Raw genomic sequence first — 18,769 nt, 5'->3', positions numbered from 1 at the left:
GAACTCGAAAGTACTTCCACCTTCCAGCCTCCGCGCCCCGACCGCCCAGGCCATGGGCCTGCCAGGGTCGGGCGCAGGGGCCGACCGGCCCTACCGGACCGGCCGCACCACGCGCTCTCCCGGGCCGTCGCACCTACGCTGGAAACGCCGTCACCGAGCCCGGAGGATCACGGTGGGCAGCGCAGAAGAGAGCCCGACGCCGGTGCCGCAGCTCAGGCTGGATGACCTGCTGGACGAGCTGCAGGGCCGGCTGGACGCTGCGCGCGGAACCCGCGACCGGGTGCACAACCTGCTGGAGGCCGTCCTCGCGGTCGGGCGCGACCTCGATCTGACCCAGGTGCTGCGGCACATCGTCGAGGCCGCCGCGAACCTGGTCGACGCCGAGTACGGGGCGCTCGGCGTGATCGGCGAGGACCAACGGTTGTCGCAGTTCGTCCCGGTCGGCATCACCGAGGAACAGGCCCGGCGGATCGGCCCGCTGCCCTCCGGCCACGGCATCCTCGGCGAACTCATCCGCCACCCGGAGCCGCTTCGGCTCGCCCGGATCGCCGACCACCCCGCGTCCTACGGCTTCCCGCCGAACCACCCGTCGATGCACAGCTTCCTGGGTGTGCCGATCCGCATCCGCGGCAAGGTGTTCGGCAACCTCTACCTGACCGAGAAGCGCGGCGCGGACGAGTTCGACGCCGAGGACGAGGCGGTGCTGGAGACCCTCGCCGTCGCGGCCGGTGTGGCCATCGAGAACGCCCGGCTGTACGCCCGGGCCCGGCTCCGCGAGCAGTGGCTGGCCGCAGGCGCCGCGGTCACCAGCAGCCTGCTGTCGGGCAGCGCCGAGCAGGAGGTGCTCGACCTGTTGGTGACACGCGCCGGCGAGATCGCCCGCGCCGACCTCGCGGCGGTCGCCCTGCTGTTGCCCGACGGCGAAGAACTGGAGGTGCGAATTGCCGTCGGCCGGGGAGCGCGTGAACACCGCGGGCTGATGCTCCCGCTGACAGGCACGTTCATGGGTGCGGCCGCTCGCTCCGGCACGCTGGTGACCAGCAGCGACGTCCGCAACGATCCGCGGATCACTGTCGGCCCGCCCCGCTGGGAGGGACTGGGCCCGGCGGTCGCGGTGCCGATCGGCACCGCCGAACTGGGCGTGCGCGGCGTGCTGATGCTGGCCAGGACGACCGGGTCGGCGCTCTTCGAACCGGACGAGTCGACGCCCTTGACGGGGTTCGCCGGGCAGGCCGCAGTCGCCATGGAGCTGGCCGAACGCCGCCGCGACTCCGAGCAGGTCGCGTTGCTCCAGGAACGCGACCGGATCGCCCGCGACCTGCACGACCTGGCGATCCAGCGACTGTTCGCGGTCGGCATGACCCTGCAGGGCGCCACCCGCTTCATCGAGCACCCCGAGGCCGAGGAACGGGTGTTGCGGGCCATCGACGAACTCGACGAGACCGCCAGGACCATTCGGGCCACCATCTTCGGCCTGCGCGTACGTGACGCCGGACCGGCCGCCCACGGCCTGCGCGCCGCCGTGGTGGCGGCCGTCGAACGGGCCACCGGCCCGCTGGGCTTCGCCCCGGCCCTGCGGATGACCGGGCTGCTCGATGTCGGCGTGCCCGGGGCGGTCGCCGCCGAGGCCACCGCCGTCCTTCAAGAGGCGCTGTCCAATGCCGCCAAGCACGCCAGGGCGAGCGCCGTCGACGTGGTGGTGGAGAGCGGCGAGGGGCGCCTCACGGTCAGCGTGTCCGACGACGGCGTGGGCCTGCCCGAGGGCGGGCGGCGCAGCGGGCTGGCGAACCTGGCCGAGCGGGCCGCCGCGCTGGGCGGCGAGTTCCACGCCCGGGCCCGCCCCTCCGGCGGCACCGAACTGGTCTGGCGGGTACCGCTGCCGGACGGCTGACCTCAGCTGTCGATCACGTCGGCGGCCGGCCGCCGCGGGGTCGGCGCGCCCTCCGGGCCGTAGCCGAGCCGGATCAGCATCTGCGCGAACGCCGGCCCGTGCCGGACTTCCCGGGCCTCCCAGCGGAGAAACCGCCACTCCATCGCCTGGTGCAGCAGCGAGGCCCGCACCCGGTGGACGGTGGCAGCGAGCAGCACGTGCTCCAGGGCCAGGCCCGCGTGCAGCCAGTCCACCGGGTGGTCACCGTGGGTCAGCAGGACGGCGATCCGCGGACGTTCCTCGAACGGCACCGGGGCGAGGTGCCGTTCCGGCGCAAGTGCACTGAAGTCCCGCATCGGCAGTCGGCCCGCCGCGTCCTGCGGGCCCAGGGCCGAGGTCGGGATGCCGTAGAGCGAGGCGCCCGGCTGCCGCACCCAGTTGCGGCTCTCGACCCGCTGGGCGGGGTCGGTGGCACCGCGCCGCTCTGCCTCGGCGGTGAGGTGCAGCAGGCGCGCGGTCTCGGCGTCGTCGGGCAGCTCCAGCTCCGCGTCCTCCGCGTGGGCGGCGTCGACGAGCTCGGCGAGGACGTCCGCAGGCACCGGCGGCCCGGTGAACGGGGAACGGATCGAGTGCCGCCGCCAGATCGCGTCGTACAGCGCCTCGACGGCCGGGGCGTGGCAGACGGCGGCGGAGTCCAGCTGCACGCCCGCGAGCAGGTCGGGTTCGGCCGGGTCCGGCAGCAGCCGCACCTCGGGGGACCACCCGAGGTGCCGGGCCGCGGTGCGCAGGTTGAGTACGGCCGCGCCCACCGAGACGTGCAGCGCCCGGCCCTCCGGGTCGATCGCGGACAAGGCCCGCTCGGGGACGGCCCACACCTCCAGCACCGACGTCTCCGGCACCAGGTGGAAACGCCAGGGCTGGGTGTTGTGGACGGACGGCGCGGCGACCGCCGCAGAGATCAGCTTCTCCAACGCGGGGGCGTCGAGGACGGGGACGGTCACGGCGTCCACCCCCGCTCGCTCCGGGTCCGGACCGGGCGCAGCGCCTCCAGTGTGCGCCGATACCCGTCCGGGGCGATCTCGCCGCGGGCGAGGCGCTCGGCGAGCAACTGCTCGGGCTCGGGCCGGGGCTCCGACTGCCGGTGCGGCGGCCGCGGGCCGGCGGAGCCGCCGAGGTGTCGGACCAGCACGACCATCGCCACGGCCGTCAGGCCCAGGAACAGCAGGACCGTCAGCGCCATCAAGCCGACGCCCCAGTTGCCCATTCCGTATCCGTTCCAGTACATCATCACGGCCTCCCCGGGCCGGTGGGCGCCGGGCCGGCACCCTTCACCGTCCACGATGCGACCGGGGAGCGGCATGTTGCTTGGGCCAGGTGGTCCCCTTTGCCCGGCCGACCGGGCTCATCCTCGATGCTGGGACCGGTGCTCCTCCTCGGCGTGCGCGGCCAGTACGGCCGCTTGGAGCCGACGCTCGACGCCGAGCTTGGCGAGCAGCCGGGAGATGTGGTTCTTCACCGTCTTCTCCGACAGGTACAGGTCGTGCCCGATCTCGCGGTTGGTCTTCCCTTCACCGATCAGCGCCAGGACCTCCCGCTCGCGCGGGGTGAGTCGGGCAAGGGCCGCCTCGGCGCCGCTCTCCTCATGGTGGCGCAGGCTCTCCATCAGCTTGCGGGTGGTGGCCGGGTCGAGCATCGACTGGCCGGAGGCCACCGTGCGAACCGCCGCCACCAGGTCCGCACCCTTGACCTGCTTGAGCACATAGCCGGCGGCACCCGCCATGATCGCATCCAGCAGGGCGTCGTCGTCCTCGAAGGAGGTCAGCATCAGGCAGGCCAGCTCCGGCAACTGGTCCCGCAGCTCCCGGCAGACCGTCACGCCGTCGCCGTCCGGCAGCCGCACGTCCAGCAGCGCGACGTGCGGTCGGAGCGCCGGGACGCGAGCCAGCGCCTGCGCGCAGGTGCCCGCCTCGCCGACCACCCGCAGGTCGGGCTCGGCGTCCAGCAGGTCCTTCACTCCGCGCCGGACCACTTCGTGGTCGTCGAGCAGGAACACCGTCACCGGATGTCCCGCCCCGGCAGACGGGGCCCGGTCCATGTCGGCTTCCCGACTCATCCGCGCGCCGCTGAAAGCAGATTCCCGGATGATGGCGGCGCTCCCTTGATGGTCCTGCGTCCCCCTGACGGGGTCGCCTGCGTAAAGGAGAACTTCCCGCAATTCCAGAGCGGGTGAATGTTCGGATCGACCTTTTCTAGGGCTTGGCCGATATTTCCTCGGCTCCCTCCCCCCGAGGAGGCATCCGCACCCGTGGATCCCTGCCCCTCGCCCTGGTTTCGGCGGAGCCGCTGCACAGTTTCGGCGGGGGCAGTCGAGGGTTCGGCCGGCTTTGCTTTTCGCGAGCGCCTGTCGGTCCAGTACTCCAGTGTTTCCTGCCGTTCCCGGTCCGAGACAGCCCTGGTGCGATTTCGCTCGGGCATGGCTTTTCTCCCCAGGACGATCACATAACGAAACTCCCCCGTGCTGTCAGTCTGGCACGAGCCCCGCCCGGTTGCCATGCAGCTCAGTGGCGTGGCCGGCTGTGGAGGAGGCGGCTGTGGGTGGCCGCGGGGCGGGTGACCATGTCGACGTCGATGTCTTCGACGACGGCCTTGCCGGTTCGCCAGCACTGGAAGGACTCCCGGTGGCTCGACCCGCGGCTGCCGTGTCGCGCTCAGCGGCCCCGCCCCGGACCGGCACGTACCCGGCACGGTGCGTTTCCGCGGTGCGGCTGTACCGGTGGTACCAGACGAGAGCCACTCCTTCACGCTCCGACGGAGTCGGGTCCGACGCCCCTTCCGGCCGGGGCCGGTCGGCCCTCGCCCGCCCCGCCAGGTCCGCCTAGCGTGGAAGTCGACCCGGTCGTCACTGGACAACGGCCGCCGCAGCGGTGGAGGAACCATGGCATCGCCCACCGAACCCCGCCCGATCGTGCTCGGCGTCGACGCCCGGCAGGTCAGCCCCATGGTTGTCGGCTGGGCCGCCGCCGAGGCCGCGCGGCGCGGGCTCCCACTCCGGCTGCTGCTGGCCGTCCCCGATGAGCCTCGCGACCTGCACGGCAACGGCCGCAACTACCTCCAGTCGCTTCGCGACGCCGGATCCGTCGTGCTGGAGAAGGCCAACAGCATCGCCCTGGAACGCCACCCCCGGCTCCAGGTGCAGCCCGTCCTCCGTGAGGGGAGCCCGGCCCCGCTGCTCTGCGCCGAGTCCACGCGGGCCGCCCTCGTCGTACTCGGTTCGCGCCGCCTGGGCCGCCTGGAGGAGAAGCTGAGCCGCTACTCCGTGACCGTTCCGGTCAGCGCCCAGGCGCACTGCCCGGTCGCCGTCGTACGGGAACCCGAGCACACCACCCTCCGGCCGCCCTACGTCGTCGTCGGGGTCGACGGGTCCCCCGACTGCGGGGCTGCGGTGCGCTTCGCCACCGACCTGGCCGCCCGCCGGGGAGCGGCCCTGCGTGCTGTTTGGGTGCGACGGACACCCGTGCGGCCGTTCGAGCCGCTTGAGAGCGAACCGGAGATCCGGCGGCGCCTTTTCGAGAGCACCGCGGGCTGCGCCGCTGACGAACCCGACCTCGACCTCACCCACGAGGTCATCGGCGGCCGTCCCGTCGACGAACTCGTCCGGGTGTCCGCCCATGCGCTGGCCGTCGTGGTCGGACGGCACGGCCACGGCGGACTCACCGGACTGCGGCTCGGATCCGTCCCGCACGGCCTGATCCGCCAGGCACTCTGCCCCGTCGTCACCGTTCCCGTCGGGCGTGGCGCCGACGACCCGCTGACCAGAGAGAGGTGAACGAACGATGCTTGCCGTGATCGTCTACGAGAGCATGTACGGCAACACCGGGCAGGTCGCCAAGGCGATCGCCGACGGCATTCGGACGACCAAGCCGGACGCCGACGTGCGGTGCCTACCGGTCGCCGAGGCCGGGACCGGGGTCGTCGGGGACGCGGACCTGCTGGTGGTCGGCGGCCCGACGCACATGCGGGGCATGTCCACCGGCCTCAGTCGCACCCTGGCCGCGAAGGCGGGCGCACCGGAGGAGAGCCCGGGCCTGCGCGCCTGGTTCCGCTCCCTGCCGGACGACGGTGCGGGCGTCCGCGCCGCCGCGTTCGACACCCGGGTCGAGACGAAGCACGCCGGGGCGGCGGCCGACGGCATCGCCGCGCGCCTCACCCGCCACCACTACGACCTCACGTCCGACCCCGTCGGCTTCCTCGTGGAAGAGATCAACGGACCACTGCGCGACGGCGAGCTGAACCGGGCGAAGGCTTGGGGTGCCGAGCTCGCTTGACGGCGCGCCGGCGCTCGGATTCGGGGTTCAGGACGCCGGGCTCGCTGTTGGGGCCGGTGAAGCCAAGTCCTCGAGTCGGTCGCTGGGTGGGTCGTGGCCCGGAGGCCGGCTCGGCGATGGATGGCGGTCGTGACTCGGAGGGTGTGTGTTTGGTCAAGCGGACGGTCGCGCCGTTGCAGACCACGTACTTGAAGCAACTCCAGTCGAGCTCGACCCCCGGGTGCCCGAAGTTCCGGTACGGGGCCCCAGCTGTTGAGCACCTGCTCGACCACGCCGTGCCGCCGCGAGGCGGCATCGGTCACGATGGTCGGAGCTGGCGTCCCAGGCCCAGCCGTCGTCGGGCTCCAGTCCCAGCCCGATGCCGTGGCCGCTCGGCGTGGGCCGTCGTACCTTCCGTCATCGCCATCGTGACGGGCTGCCCGCCATATGCCGTGACCTCGCCGGCTTCTCCGCCCATGTCCGGGGGCGTTCTCCGGGCCCTCGTCCCGGCTGTAGCCGGAAGTGGGCCAAGCCGTCCAAGTCCGCTCCCGGAGGCCCGGTCTCGGTGGACTTGCTTACCCGGCGCTCGCCGTGTCGCTCATCGCACTTCCGTCCCGCTCGCTCCGCGACACTGCACCGAACGCCCTTGCGGCCTTCTGTGCGAATGAGGTCTGGGCGTGTTGGCCTGGCGGGTTGTGGCGGTGCCGCCGATATTGGCCGAGGAACCGGCGGTGATGCGCCGCCAGTTCTTCGCCCCCCGAGCGGCGGTGTGTTGAGCCGAACGGCGGACCTGGTCTGCGGCCCATCGGATGTCCCGTACGGCCATGTGGACCGGCGGGCCGGGCCATCCGCTGTTAAGACGGTTCTGAGCCATTGTGTCCGGCTCTCCCGGCTCCGAGGAGGCATCCTCATGGGTGCTGCAACAACGAGTGCCACCGACACCGACGTGGTGCACATTCTCTGGATCAACGCGGGGCTCAGCTGCGACGGCGACTCGGTCTCCCTGACGGCCGCCATGCAGCCGAGCATCGAGGAGATCGTCACGGGGGCCCTGCCGGGCCTGCCGAAGGTCGCCGTCCACTGGCCGCTCATCGACTTCGAGTGCGGACCGGTGCAGGGCGCCGACAACTTCGTCGAGTGGTTCTTCAAGGCGGACCGCGGCGAACTCGACCCGTTCGTCCTGGTGGTCGAGGGATCCATCCCCAACGAGGAGATCAAGAAGGAGGGCTACTGGTGCGGCTTCGGCGACGACCCGGCGACCGGTCAGCCGATCACCACCAGTGAGTGGCTGGACCGGCTCGCCCCGAAGGCCACCGGCGTCGTCGCGATCGGCACCTGTGCCACGTACGGCGGCATCCACGCCATGGAGGGCAATCCGACCGGTGCGATGGGTGTGCCGGACTACCTCGGGTGGGACTGGAAGTCCAAGGCGGGGCTGCCGATCGTCTGCGTGCCCGGCTGCCCGATCCAGCCCGACAACTTCGCCGAGACCCTGACGTACCTGCTCTACCAGCTGGCCGGCTCGGCGCCGATGATCCCGCTGGACGACAAGCTGCGCCCCGCCTGGCTGTTCGGCGCCACCGTGCACGAGGGCTGCGACCGCGGCGGCTACTACGAACAGGGGCAGTTCGCCACCGACTACGGCACGCCGGAGTGCCTGGTGCGGCTCGGCTGCTGGGGCCCGGTCGTGAAGTGCAACGTCCCCAAGCGCGGTTGGATCAACGGGGTCGGCGGATGCCCGAACGTCGGCGGCATCTGCATCGCCTGCACGATGCCCGGATTTCCGGACAAGTTCATGCCATTCATGGACCCGCCTCCCGGCTCGACCGTCTCCACGGCGGCCAGTTCCGCGTACGGCTCGGTCATCCGGCGGCTGCGTGCGATCACTCTCAAGACCGTCGACAAGGAACCCAAGTGGCGCCGCACCGGTCGCAAGCTCACGACCGGCTACCGCGCCCCGTGGTGATCCGGCGGGCCGCTGCGCACCCCGCGTGGCGGCCCGCCCGTCGCTCCTCCCACCCCTTCAGAAGGGCACGACAGACACGATGGCACCGATGACCAAGGCGGCCGGGGACGGCAGCGGCCTGGTGGAGATGTCCTGGGACCCGATCACCCGGATCGTGGGCAGCCTGGGCATCCACACGAAGATCGACTTCAAGCAGAAGCGGGTGGCGGAGTGCTACAGCACCTCATCGGTCTTCCGCGGCTACAGCGTCTTCATGCGCGGCAAGGACCCGCGCGACGCGCACTTCATCACCAGCCGGATCTGTGGCATCTGCGGCGACAACCACGCCACCTGTTCGGTCTACACCCAGAACATGGCGTACGGCGTGAAGCCCCCGCACCTCGGTGAGTGGATCATCAACCTCGGCGAGGCCGCCGAGTACATGTTCGACCACAACATCTTTCAGGAGAACCTGGTCGGGGTCGACTACTGCGAGAAGATGGTCCGCGAGACCAACCCCGGCGTGCTGGAGTTGGCCGAGCGCACGGAAGCGCCGCACGCCGGCGAGCACGGCTACAAGACCATCGCCGACATCATGCGCTCGCTCAACCCGATCGAGGGCGAGTTCTACCGCGAGGCGCTGCAGGTCAGCCGCTACACCCGGGAGATGTTCTGCCTGATGGAAGGGCGCCACGTGCACCCCTCCACGCTCTACCCGGGCGGTGTCGGCACGGTGGCCACCGTCCAGCTGTTCACCGACTACCTGACCCGGCTGATGCGCTACGTCGAGTTCATGAAGAAGGTCGTGCCGCTCCACGACGACCTCTTCGACTTCTTCTACCAGGCGTTGCCCGGGTACGAGGAGGTCGGTCGGCGGCGCGTCCTGCTCGGCTGCTGGGGCAGCCTCAACGACCCCGACCACTGCGACTTCACCTACCGCAACATGACCGACTGGGGCCGGCGGATGTTCGTCACCCCCGGCGTCGTGGTCGACGGCAAACTGGTCACCAACGACCTCACCGAGATCAACCTCGGCATCCGGATCCTGCTCGGCAGCTCCTACTACGAGGACTGGCAGGGCAAGGAACTGTTCGTCACCCACGACCCGCTCGGCAACCCGGTCGACCCGCGCCACCCGTGGAACCAGCACACCGTCCCGCAGCCGCGGAAGCGCAACTTCGACGACAAGTACAGCTGGGTGATGTCCCCACGCTGGTTCGACGGCAAGGATCACCTGGCGCTCGACACCGGCGGCGGCCCGATCGCCCGGCTGTGGTCCACCGCGCTGTCCGGGCTGGTCGACATCGGCTACGTCAAGGCCACCGGCCACAGCGTGGTGATCAACCTGCCGCGCTCGATGACCAAGCCGGAGACCACCTTCGAGTGGAAGATCCCGCAGTGGAGCAACGCCATCGAGCGCAACCGCGCCCGCACCTACTTCCAGGCCTACGCTGCCGCCGCGGCCCTGCACTTCGCCGAGAAGGCGCTGGAGGAGGTCCGCGCAGGCCGCAGCCAGACCTGGGAGCGCTTCGAAGTACCGGACGAGTCGATCGGCTGCGGCTTCACCGAGGCGGTCCGCGGTGTGCTCTCGCACCACATGGTGATCCGGGACGGCAAGATCGCCAACTACCACCCGTACCCGCCGACCCCGTGGAACGCCAGCGTCCGCGACAGCTACGGCACGCCCGGCCCGTACGAGGACGCGGTGCAGAACACGCCGATCTTCGAGGAGAACTCCCCGGACGACTTCAAGGGCATCGACATCATGCGGGCCGTCCGCAGCTTCGACCCCTGCCTGCCCTGCGGCGTCCACATGTACGTGGGCGGCGGGAAGACCGTGCAGCAGATGCACGTGCCCACCGGCCTGAGCGGGCTCGCATGACGGCGGAGCAGACCGGGCAACGGGTCCAGGAAGCGCTGGACCGGCTCGCCGCGCACGGCGCGCAGGAGACCGGCGAGCACTTGGTGCGCGAGCTGATGGAGATGTACGGCGACGGTCTCACCCGACTGGTCCGGGCGGTGCCGCCGCCCGCGCTGGACCGGCTGCTGGACGACCCGGTGGTGGCCGGACTCCTCGTCCTGCACGACCTGCACCCCGAGGACGCCACCGCCCGTATCCGCCGGGCGCTCGCCACCCTCGCCGAGCCGGTCGAACTGTCCGGCTACGAACCCGCCACGGGCACCGCCCGGCTCCGCCGCACCCGAGGAGGCTGCGGCTGCTCCGAGCAGGACATCGAGACCGTTCTCGCCTGCCACGCACCCGAGGTGACGGCGCTGGAGCTGGAACAGGCCCCGCAGTTGCTGCAGATCTCCGCCCGCCCGCCCAGCCCGGCGGAGGCACGGTGAGCATCCGTCGACTCGACAGGCTCGGCACCGCCTTGCTGCGCCGGCTGCGCGAACCGGCCCCTCCGCAGCCCGAGCGCTGCACCTTCTGCGGCCAGCGCGTTCCGCAGCAGCACCGGCACCTGGTGGACACCGAGGAACAGGCCCTGACCTGCGCCTGCACCGCGTGCGGGCTGCTTTTCCAGCAGCCGGGCGCGGCCGGCGGCCGCTACCGCGGTGTCCCCGACCGCCACCTGATCGACCCGGACCACCGGATCGGCGAGGACGCCTGGGCGGCGCTCGGCATCCCGGTCGGGACCGCCTTCCTCTTTCGCAACGCCAGGCAGGACCGACTGGTGGTGTTCTACCCCGGCCCGGCCGGTGCCACCGAGAGCGAGCCGGACGAGGCCGCCTGGCAGACCGCCCTCGACGGCAGCCGGCTCGCCGCCGTCCTGGAGCCGGACGTCGAGGCGCTGCTGCTGCGGCACACCGACGACGGCGTCCAGTGCCACCTGGTGCCCATCGACACCTGCTACGAACTGGTCGGCCGGCTGCGGCGCTGCTGGCGGGGGTTCGACGGCGGCGCCGAGGCCCGGGCCGAACTCGACGCCTTCTTCGCCCGGCTCGACGAGCGCGCCAGGCCGCTGGCGGCGGAGGTCTCCCGATGACCGAACTCGGCTTCGCCTGTACCGGCGTGACGACCGATCCGCACGCCGCCGGGCCCACGCTCGTCTTTCGGCTGCGGATCACTGCGCCCGCCGCCCGGGTGCACGCCCTCGCGCTCCGCTGCCAGCTTCGCATCGAACCCGCCCGCCGCGGCTACGGCGAGGCGGAGGGCGAGCGGCTCGCCGACCTGTTCGGCGAGCGCTCCCGCTGGGGCACGACGCTCAACCCGGTCCAGCTCGCCCAGGTGCCGCTGATGGTCCCCGGGTTCACCGGCGAGACCGAGGTGGACCTGCCCGTGCCGTGCACCTACGACATGGACGTCGCGTCCGCCCGCTACCTCAGGGCGCTGGACGGCGGGGAGGTCCCGTTGCTGCTCCTGTTCTCGGGCACCGCGTTCGCCGGGCCCCGCGGGTTCCAGGTCACCCCGGTCCCGTGGGACCGGGAGGCTCCGGTGCGGATGCCCGTCGCGGTGTGGCGGGAGGCGATCGACCGGCACTTCCCCGGCTGCGGCTGGCTGCGGCTGCCCGAGGACGTGATGGACGCGCTGCTCGCCTACCGTTCCAGCCGCGCCCTGCCCTCCTGGGAGGCCACCGTGCGGGAACTTCTCACCGCCACCGAGTTCGAGGACGCCGCCCGGTGACCGCCTTGACCGAGGAGTTCGACCGCAGATTCGCGCAGGCCCGGCAGATCGCCGACGCCGTGCTCTTCGAGGGGTACGTGCTGTACCCCTACCGCGCCTCGGCCGCCAAGAACCGGCTCCGCTGGCAGTTCGGCGTGCTCGTCCCGCCCGGCTGGGGCGAGGACAGCGGCGAGCACTCCCACCAGCGCACCGAGTGCCTGATGGAGCCGCGCCCCGGCGACCGACTGGCCGTGGAACTGCGCTTCCTGCGGGCTCAGCGCCGCACCGTCGAACGCGCCCTGCCCGGCGGCGGGTTCGAGCCGGTCGAGGAGTTGGAGCTCGCCGACCGGGTGCTGGTGCCGTGGGACGAAGGCGTCGAGGAGCGCATCGAGCTACTGCTCCCGGTCCCGGAGCCGGCCGAGGGGGCAGTGCACCCGTTCCACCTCCTGGCCGGCGAGGACATCGAAACCCTCTATGCGGAAGACGTGCCGATCGGACGGCTGGTCCGGCGACGGGAGTCGGTCGAGGGCGTGCTGAGGCTGACGGCCCGCGCGGTCCCGGGGCCGTACGCGGTCCAGCGGCTGACCGTCGTGGTGGAGAACACCACCGTCCGGACGGTGGCGCCGGCAGGCGGGCGGGAGGCGGCGCTGCCGCACTCGCTCGTCTCGGCGCACCTGCTGCTCGGGCTCGACCGGGGCTCCTTCCTGTCGGTCACCGACCCGCCCGAGTGGGCCAGGGAGGCGGTCGCGCAGTGCCGCAACGAGCACACCTGGCCGGTCCTCGCCGGGCCGCCCGGACGCTGCCGGGTGCTGCTCTCCTCGCCGATCATCCTGGAGGACCACCCGAGCATCGCCCCCGAGAGCCCCGGCGCGCTCTACGACGCGACCGAGATCGACGAGATTCTCGCACTGCGGACCGCCGCCCTGACCGACCGTGAGAAGCGCGAGGCCCGCGGTACCGACGAGCGGGCCGGCGCAGTGATCGACCTCGCCGACTCGATGCCGCCGGAGGTGCTGGAACGCCTGCACGGCGCCGTCCGAGGCCTGCGCGCGATCACCGGGAACGCGCCCGGCCGGCCGTGGTGGGATCCGGGCGACGACCCCGAGGTCGACCCGGAACACGACCGGGTCGTCGTCAACGGCCGGCAGGTCGGTGCGGGCAGCCGGGTCGTGCTCAGGCCCGGGCGGCGGCGCACCGACGCGCAGGACCTGTTCCTGGACGGGCGGACCGCCCTCGTCGAGGCCGTGCTGCACGACGTGGACGGCTCGGTCCACCTCGCCGTGACGGTGGAGGACGACCCCGGCGCGGACCTGTGGCGGGCCCAGGGCCGCTTCCGCTACTTCCAGCCCGACGAGATCGCCCTGTTGGAGGAGCCATGAGCACGGGCCGCGTGCTGGTCGCCGGGGTCGGCAACATCCTCCTCGGCGACGACGGGTTCGGGGTGGAGACCGTCCGGCGGCTGGGGGAGCACCCGCTGCCGGACGACGTCGAACTGCTCGACGTGGGCGTGCGCGGCGTCCACCTCGCATACCAGGCCCTGAACGGCTACCGGCTGCTGGTGCTGGTCGACGCCACCGCGCGAGGCGGCGGGCCGGGCACTGTCTACCTGATCGAACCGGACGCCGGCCCGGTCGAGGTGCCCGTCCTGGACGGGCACCGGATGGGACCCGACGCAGTGCTCGCGCTGCTCGGCACGCTGGCCGCAGGCACCGGAGGCACTCTGCCCGAGCGGGTGCTCGTGGTGGGCTGCGAGCCGGAATCGCTGGACGAGGGAATCGGCCTGAGCACACCGGTTGCCGCCGCCGTCGAGGAGGCGGTCCGGGTGGTTCTGCGGATCGTCGGCGCGGAGGAGCCGACGGGCGCGCAGGCGGACCCGCAAGTGGAGAGGGAGACAACGGCATGGTGAAGAAGCTGCTCTGCGCGGCCGTCGTGACGGCCGTGGCGGCGGTCATCTGGCAGAACCTGGACGACGTGAAGCGGTACGTCAGGATCAGCCGGATGTGAGCCGCGGATTGCTGCGAACGGCGTAGCCCCCGGCGCGGCGGCGGCGCGGCTCCGAGCCGCAGCCGCCGCCGCGCCCTTCAATCGAGCCTTGTTGCCTCCCAGTAGCGGGAACGGGGCCCATGCACGAGATGTCGATCGCGGCGGCAGTCGTCGAACAGGTGGACGCCGCGGCGCGCGAGCACGGGACGGAGGCCGTCGTCCTGGTGCGGCTGCAGGTCGGCGAACTGGCCGGCGTGGTGCCCTCGGCTCTCGAGTTCTGCTTCGAACTGGCCTGCGCCGGAACGCTGCTGGAAGGCGCGGTCCTGGAGACCGAGACGGTGCCGGCCCGCGCGAGGTGCCTCGGGTGCGAAACCGAATGGTCCGTCGGTATGCCGCCCGACCTCGGCTGCCCGAACTGCGCCGGCGCCGGCGTCGAACTGCTGGCCGGCCGCGAGCTGCAGATCATCGGCGTCGAACGGGCCGAGCGCCCGGCGGGCGCCGGAGCCCGACAGGAAGGCTGAACTCCCATGTGTCGTACGGTGGAACTCCGGCAGGCGGTCCTGGCCCGGAACGACGACGGTGCCCGCGCCCTGCGCGCCCGGCTCGCCGCCCAGGGCACGGTCGCGGTGAACCTGCTCTCCAGCCCCGGCAGCGGGAAGACCGCGCTGCTCGAGGCCGAACTCTGCCTGGCCCGCGACCGCGGGATTGCCGTCGCCGCCCTCACCGCCGACCTCGCAACGGAGAACGACGCACTGCGGCTGGCCCGTTCGGGCGTGCCGGTGAAGCAGGTGCTCACCGACGGGCTGTGCCACCTCGAGTCCGAGATGCTCACCGGGCAGTTGGCCGGCTGGCTGCCCGCCGGCATCCGGCTGCTGTTCGTGGAGAACGTCGGCAACCTGGTCTGCCCGGCCTCGTACGACCTCGGTGAAACGCTGCGGGTGGCGCTCGCCTCGGTGACCGAGGGCGAGGACAAGCCGCTCAAGTACCCCACCGCGTTCGGGCTGGCCAACCTGGTGCTGGTGACGAAAGCCGACCTCGCTGCGGCGGCGGAGTTCGACGAGACGGCGTTCCTGGCCAACGTCGCCCGGGTCAACCCGGGGGTGGAGGTGGTGTTCACCTCGGCCCGGACCGGGCAGGGCGTGGGCGAGCTGCTGGACCGGGCGTGCGCCGTGCTGGACGGTGCGGAGGTGCACCGGCCGGTGATGGCGGGAGCGTCGGCGAACGGGCCCGGGCACCTGCACTCCCGCGGGGATGCACACTCGCACGACGGTGCTGCCGCGGAGCACCTGTGAAGGTCGGTCAGGAAGCTTCGTCGGCAGCCGGGTTGGAACGGCGGCGGGTGGCTGTCCGCGGGGTCGTCCAAGGCGTCGGGTTCCGGCCGTTCGTCTTCTCGCTGGCCGCCGAACTCGGCCTTGCCGGGACCGTCACCAACACCGGCGAAGGGGTGCTCGCCGAGATCGAAGGGCGGACCGAGGCGCTGGAGTCGTTCTGCCGGCGCGTCGCCGGCGACGCGCCGCCGCTGGCACGCGTCGACGCCGTCGAGCATGTGCCGTTGCCGCCGACCGGCGCGACCGGCTTCGCCATCACCCCGTCCCGCGGCGACGGCCTGCGGCGCTCCCTGGTCCCGCCGGACACCGCCACCTGTGCGGACTGCCTCGGCGAACTGGCCGACCCCCACGACCGCCGCTACCGGCACCCGTTCATCAGCTGCACCAACTGCGGGCCGCGCCACACCATCGTCACCGGTCTGCCGTACGACCGCGCCAACACCACCATGGCGGACTTCCCGATGTGTCCGGACTGCGCACGGGAGTACACCGACCCCGCCGACCGGCGCTTCCACGCCCAGCCGATCTGCTGCCACGCCTGCGGGCCCGAACTCTCCCTCGTCGTACCGGGTGACCGGACGATCCGCCGCGAGGACGCCCTCGACGGGGCCCGCCGGATACTCCGGGGCGGCGCGATCCTGGCCGTCAAGGGCATCGGCGGGTACCACCTGGCGTGCGACGCGCGGAACGTGCCGAGCGTCGCCCGGCTGCGCCGGCGCAAGCGGCGCGGCTCCAAGCCGTTCGCGTTGATGGCCAGGGACCTCGCCGAGCTGGCCGGGCTGGTGCAGGTGGGGCCGGTGGAGGAGGAACTGCTCGCCGGTGCGGCCCGGCCGATCGTGCTGCTCCGCCGCGTGGGCCCGAAAGTCTCGGCGCCGGGATCGGTGGCGGCGCTGGAGGCCGTTGCGCCCCGCAGCCCCGACCTCGGCGTGATGCTGCCGTACACCCCGCTGCACCACCTGCTGCTCGCGCCGCCCGTGCCGGGGCTGCTCGTGATGACCAGCGCCAACCTCTCCGGCGAGCCGATCGTCACCGACGACCAGGACGCCTTCGACCGGCTGGCTCCGCTGGTCGACGGCTGGCTGACGCACGACCGGACCATCCACGTCCCGTGCGAGGACTCGGTGGTGCGGGTGGTCGACGGGGAGCACCTGCCGGTCCGGCGCTCCCGCGGCCACGTGCCGCTGCCGCTGCCGCTTCCCGTGCCGGTCCGGCCGGTGCTGGCCGTCGGAGGGGACCTCAAGAACACCTTCGCGCTGGCGCGCGACGGCTACGCCTGGCTGTCCGGCCACATCGGGGACATGGACGACCTCGCCACCCTGGAGGCCTTCGACCGCGCGACGGCACACCTGGAGGCCGTCACCGGGGTCCAGCCCGAGGTGTTGGCGGTGGACCGGCACCCCAACTACCGGTCGGCCCGGCACGCCCGGCGGTCCTTCGGCGACGCACGAGTGCGGCCGGTACAGCACCACCACGCGCACATCGCCTCCGTCATGGCCGAACACGGGCTGGACGGCAGCCGGCCCGTCATCGGGGTTGCGTTCGACGGCACCGGGTACGGCGAGGACGGCGCCGTCTGGGGCGGCGAGGTGCTGCTCGCCGACTACGACGGCTTCCGGCGGCTCGGACACCTGGCGTACGTGCCGCTGCCCGGCGGCGACGCCGCGGTGGCCCGGCCGTACCGGATGGCGCTCGCCCACCTGTGGGCGGCGGGCATTCCGTGGTCGGCCGACCTGGCACCGGTCCGTGCCTGCCCGCGCGACGAACTGGCGTTACTCGAAACCCAGTTGGACCGGTCGTTGAACTGCGTGCCGACCTCCAGCATGGGGCGGCTGTTCGACGCGGTGTCCGCGCTGGCCGGTGTCTGTCAGCTGGCCGAGTACGAGGCGCAGGCGGCCATTGAACTCGAGGCCGCAGCGCTGGCCCACGGGCCCGCCGAGGGGTACGCCTTCGGACTCCGGCGCGACGGCAGCGTGCTGCTCGGCGAGCCCGAGCCGGTACTGGCCGCGGTGGTCGCAGACCTCGCCCTGGGGGCGTCCGGCGGCCTGGTCGCCGCCCGGTTCCACGCCGCGGTGGCCGAGCTGGTGCGCGCCCAGTGCCGGGCCGCCCGCGCTGAGCAGGGCACGGACACGGTCGCCCTGACCGGTGGCGTGTTCGCCAACGCGCTGCTCTCGTCGGCCTGCGCGCACGGGCTGCGCGCCGACGGCTTCACCGTGCTGCGGCACCGCCGGGTGCCCCCCAACGACGGCGGGCTGGCGCTCGGCCAGCTGATGGTGGCCGCCCGGGCCGGCGGCCCGGGCGCGGGTTGAGAGGAGAGAAGGGATGTGCCTGGCGGTGCCCGGCAGGGTGATGGAGATCTCGGAACGGGACGGGACGCGGATGGCGGTCGTCGACTTCGGCGGGGTGGTCAAGGACGTGTGCCTGGAGTACCTGCCCGACCTCGGGGTCGGTGAGTACGCCATCGTGCACGTCGGTTTCGCGTTGCAGCGGCTGGACGAGGAGTCGGCTCGGAAGACCCTCGACCTCTTCGCGGAACTCGGCCTGCTGCAGGAGGAGTTCGGCGATCCGTGGGAGGCGGCGGCAGGAACGGGCGCGACGGAGGAGCGGCAGTGAGGTACCTGGAGGAGTTCCAGAACCCGGAGTTGGCGGGCGGGCTGCTGGCCGACATCCGCGCTGCGGTCACCCGGCCGTGGGCGCTGATGGAGGTCTGCGGCGGGCAGACGCACACCATCATCCGGCACGGCATCGACCAACTGCTGCCGGAGGGGGTGGAGTTGATCCATGGGCCGGGGTGTCCGGTGTGCGTCACGCCGCTGGAGGTGATCGACCGGGCGTTGGCCATCGCAGCCCGGCCCGAGGTGATCTTCTGCTCCTTCGGCGACATGCTGCGGGTGCCCGGCACCGACCGCGACCTGTTCCGGGTCCGCGGCGAGGGCGGCGACGTCCGGGTGGTCTACTCGCCGCTCGACGCGCTGCGGATCGCCCGGGAGAACCCGGACCGCGAGGTGGTCTTCTTCGGCATCGGCTTCGAGACCACGGCCCCGCCCAACGCCATGGCCGTCCACCAGGCCCGGAAGCAGGGCGTGCGCAACTTCAGCATGCTGGTCTCGCACGTCCGGGTGCCTCCGGCCATCGAGGCCATCATGACCTCGCCCGACTGCCGGGTGCAGGGCTTCCTGGCCGCCGGGCACGTGTGCAGCGTGATGGGCATCGACGAGTACCCGGCGCTGGCCGAGCGCCACCGGGTGCCGATCGTGGTCACCGGCTTCGAACCGCTCGACATCCTGGAAGGGATCCGGCGCACCGTACGGCAGTTGGAGCGCGGCGAGCACCGAGTCGACAACGCCTACCCGCGGGCCGTCCGCCCCGAGGGCAACCCGGCGGCCCGGGCCATGCTGGAAGACGTCTTCGAGGTGACCGACCGGGCCTGGCGCGGCATCGGAGTGATCCCGCAGAGCGGCTGGCGGCTCTCCCCGCGCTACCGCGACCACGACGCCGAGCACCGCTTCGACGTCTCCGGGATCACCACCTGCGAGCCGTCGCAGTGCCGGGCCGGCGAGGTGCTGCAAGGGCAGCTCAAGCCGAACGAGTGCGAGGCCTTCGGCACGCTCTGCACCCCGCGCACCCCGCTCGGCGCCACCATGGTGTCCAGCGAAGGGGCGTGCGCGGCCTACTACCTCTACCGGCGACTGGGCGCGCCGGTCGCTCCCCAGGAGGCGACCTTCGTTGGCTGAC

19 protein-coding genes are annotated in these 18,769 nt (G+C 72.3%); 16 read left to right on the top strand and 3 right to left on the bottom strand.

What is annotated here, in order from left to right; genetic code table 11:
- The first annotated feature begins 172 nt into the window (after window positions 1-172).
- Window positions 173-1,891, top strand: coding sequence for a GAF domain-containing protein (locus ACI1MP_RS01020; protein ID WP_404867385.1), 1,719 nt, complete (start codon window positions 173-175; stop codon window positions 1,889-1,891).
- A 2-nt stretch (window positions 1,892-1,893) separates the two neighbouring features.
- On the opposite strand, the gene ACI1MP_RS01015 is transcribed toward ACI1MP_RS01020, so the two are convergent.
- From ACI1MP_RS01015 to ACI1MP_RS01005, 3 genes are all read right to left on the bottom strand, one after another.
- Window positions 1,894-2,871: an Acg family FMN-binding oxidoreductase gene (locus tag ACI1MP_RS01015; RefSeq protein ID WP_404867384.1), complete on the bottom strand. Its 978-nt coding sequence runs from the start codon at window positions 2,869-2,871 to the stop codon at window positions 1,894-1,896.
- Window positions 2,868-3,158 carry an SHOCT domain-containing protein gene (locus ACI1MP_RS01010; protein ID WP_404867383.1) on the bottom strand — a complete coding sequence of 97 codons (291 nt, stop codon included), beginning with the start codon at window positions 3,156-3,158 and terminating at the stop codon, window positions 2,868-2,870. Before ACI1MP_RS01010 ends, ACI1MP_RS01015 begins: the two co-directional genes overlap by 4 nt.
- 114 nt (window positions 3,159-3,272) lie before the next feature.
- Window positions 3,273-3,965, bottom strand: coding sequence for a response regulator (locus tag ACI1MP_RS01005; protein ID WP_404870747.1), 693 nt, complete (start codon window positions 3,963-3,965; stop codon window positions 3,273-3,275).
- An 840-nt stretch (window positions 3,966-4,805) separates the two neighbouring features.
- On the opposite strand from ACI1MP_RS01005, the gene ACI1MP_RS01000 reads away from it, so the two are divergent.
- The 15 genes from ACI1MP_RS01000 (at window position 4,806) to hypD (ending at window position 18,768) form a co-directional block, all read left to right on the top strand.
- Entirely contained in the window at window positions 4,806-5,696 is an 891-nt protein-coding gene (locus tag ACI1MP_RS01000; protein ID WP_404867382.1) for a universal stress protein, read from the top strand.
- A gap of 7 nt (window positions 5,697-5,703) precedes the next feature.
- Window positions 5,704-6,195: a flavodoxin family protein gene (locus tag ACI1MP_RS00995; RefSeq protein WP_404867381.1), complete on the top strand. Its 492-nt coding sequence runs from the start codon at window positions 5,704-5,706 to the stop codon at window positions 6,193-6,195.
- A gap of 889 nt (window positions 6,196-7,084) precedes the next feature.
- Complete coding sequence (locus ACI1MP_RS00990) at window positions 7,085-8,140, top strand: hydrogenase expression protein HypE (RefSeq protein ID WP_189272957.1); 1,056 nt, start codon at window positions 7,085-7,087, stop codon at window positions 8,138-8,140.
- A gap of 79 nt (window positions 8,141-8,219) precedes the next feature.
- Window positions 8,220-10,001: a nickel-dependent hydrogenase large subunit gene (locus tag ACI1MP_RS00985; protein ID WP_404867380.1), complete on the top strand. Its 1,782-nt coding sequence runs from the start codon at window positions 8,220-8,222 to the stop codon at window positions 9,999-10,001.
- Window positions 9,998-10,465: a thioredoxin gene (locus tag ACI1MP_RS00980; RefSeq protein ID WP_380330787.1), complete on the top strand. Its 468-nt coding sequence runs from the start codon at window positions 9,998-10,000 to the stop codon at window positions 10,463-10,465. Before ACI1MP_RS00985 ends, ACI1MP_RS00980 begins: the two co-directional genes overlap by 4 nt.
- Window positions 10,462-11,109: a DUF5947 family protein gene (locus ACI1MP_RS00975; protein WP_380330784.1), complete on the top strand. Its 648-nt coding sequence runs from the start codon at window positions 10,462-10,464 to the stop codon at window positions 11,107-11,109. Before ACI1MP_RS00980 ends, ACI1MP_RS00975 begins: the two co-directional genes overlap by 4 nt.
- Complete coding sequence (locus ACI1MP_RS00970) at window positions 11,106-11,747, top strand: DUF6084 family protein (RefSeq protein ID WP_100584189.1); 642 nt, start codon at window positions 11,106-11,108, stop codon at window positions 11,745-11,747. The genes ACI1MP_RS00975 and ACI1MP_RS00970 overlap by 4 nt, the downstream gene beginning before the upstream one ends.
- The gene (locus ACI1MP_RS00965; protein ID WP_404867379.1) at window positions 11,744-13,105 is read left to right on the top strand and encodes a hypothetical protein; all 1,362 of its coding nucleotides are present in this window, start codon (window positions 11,744-11,746) and stop codon (window positions 13,103-13,105) included. Before ACI1MP_RS00970 ends, ACI1MP_RS00965 begins: the two co-directional genes overlap by 4 nt.
- Window positions 13,102-13,632, top strand: coding sequence for a hydrogenase maturation protease (locus ACI1MP_RS00960; RefSeq protein ID WP_404867378.1), 531 nt, complete (start codon window positions 13,102-13,104; stop codon window positions 13,630-13,632). The genes ACI1MP_RS00965 and ACI1MP_RS00960 overlap by 4 nt, the downstream gene beginning before the upstream one ends.
- The gene (locus tag ACI1MP_RS00955; protein WP_380330774.1) at window positions 13,626-13,730 is read left to right on the top strand and encodes a DUF6893 family small protein; all 105 of its coding nucleotides are present in this window, start codon (window positions 13,626-13,628) and stop codon (window positions 13,728-13,730) included. Before ACI1MP_RS00960 ends, ACI1MP_RS00955 begins: the two co-directional genes overlap by 7 nt.
- 119 nt (window positions 13,731-13,849) lie before the next feature.
- A complete protein-coding gene (gene hypA, locus ACI1MP_RS00950; RefSeq protein ID WP_380330771.1) occupies window positions 13,850-14,230 on the top strand; it encodes a hydrogenase maturation nickel metallochaperone HypA in 381 nt (126 codons plus the stop codon).
- 6 nt (window positions 14,231-14,236) lie between these two features.
- Window positions 14,237-15,001 carry a hydrogenase nickel incorporation protein HypB gene (gene hypB / locus ACI1MP_RS00945; RefSeq protein ID WP_404867377.1) on the top strand — a complete coding sequence of 255 codons (765 nt, stop codon included), beginning with the start codon at window positions 14,237-14,239 and terminating at the stop codon, window positions 14,999-15,001.
- A gap of 47 nt (window positions 15,002-15,048) precedes the next feature.
- Window positions 15,049-17,343 carry a carbamoyltransferase HypF gene (gene hypF, locus ACI1MP_RS00940; protein WP_404867376.1) on the top strand — a complete coding sequence of 765 codons (2,295 nt, stop codon included), beginning with the start codon at window positions 15,049-15,051 and terminating at the stop codon, window positions 17,341-17,343.
- Window positions 17,344-17,356: 13 nt separating this feature from the next.
- Window positions 17,357-17,647: a HypC/HybG/HupF family hydrogenase formation chaperone gene (locus tag ACI1MP_RS00935; protein ID WP_100584183.1), complete on the top strand. Its 291-nt coding sequence runs from the start codon at window positions 17,357-17,359 to the stop codon at window positions 17,645-17,647.
- Window positions 17,644-18,768, top strand: a complete 1,125-nt coding sequence (gene hypD / locus ACI1MP_RS00930; protein ID WP_404867375.1) for a hydrogenase formation protein HypD — start codon at window positions 17,644-17,646, stop codon at window positions 18,766-18,768. The genes ACI1MP_RS00935 and hypD overlap by 4 nt, the downstream gene beginning before the upstream one ends.
- The last annotated feature ends 1 nt before the right edge of the window (window position 18,769 follow it).

The sequence above is a fragment of the Kitasatospora griseola genome, assembly GCF_044999035.1.
Taxonomy (GTDB): domain Bacteria; phylum Actinomycetota; class Actinomycetes; order Streptomycetales; family Streptomycetaceae; genus Kitasatospora; species Kitasatospora griseola.
This window is presented reverse-complemented; position numbering and strand designations above follow the sequence as displayed.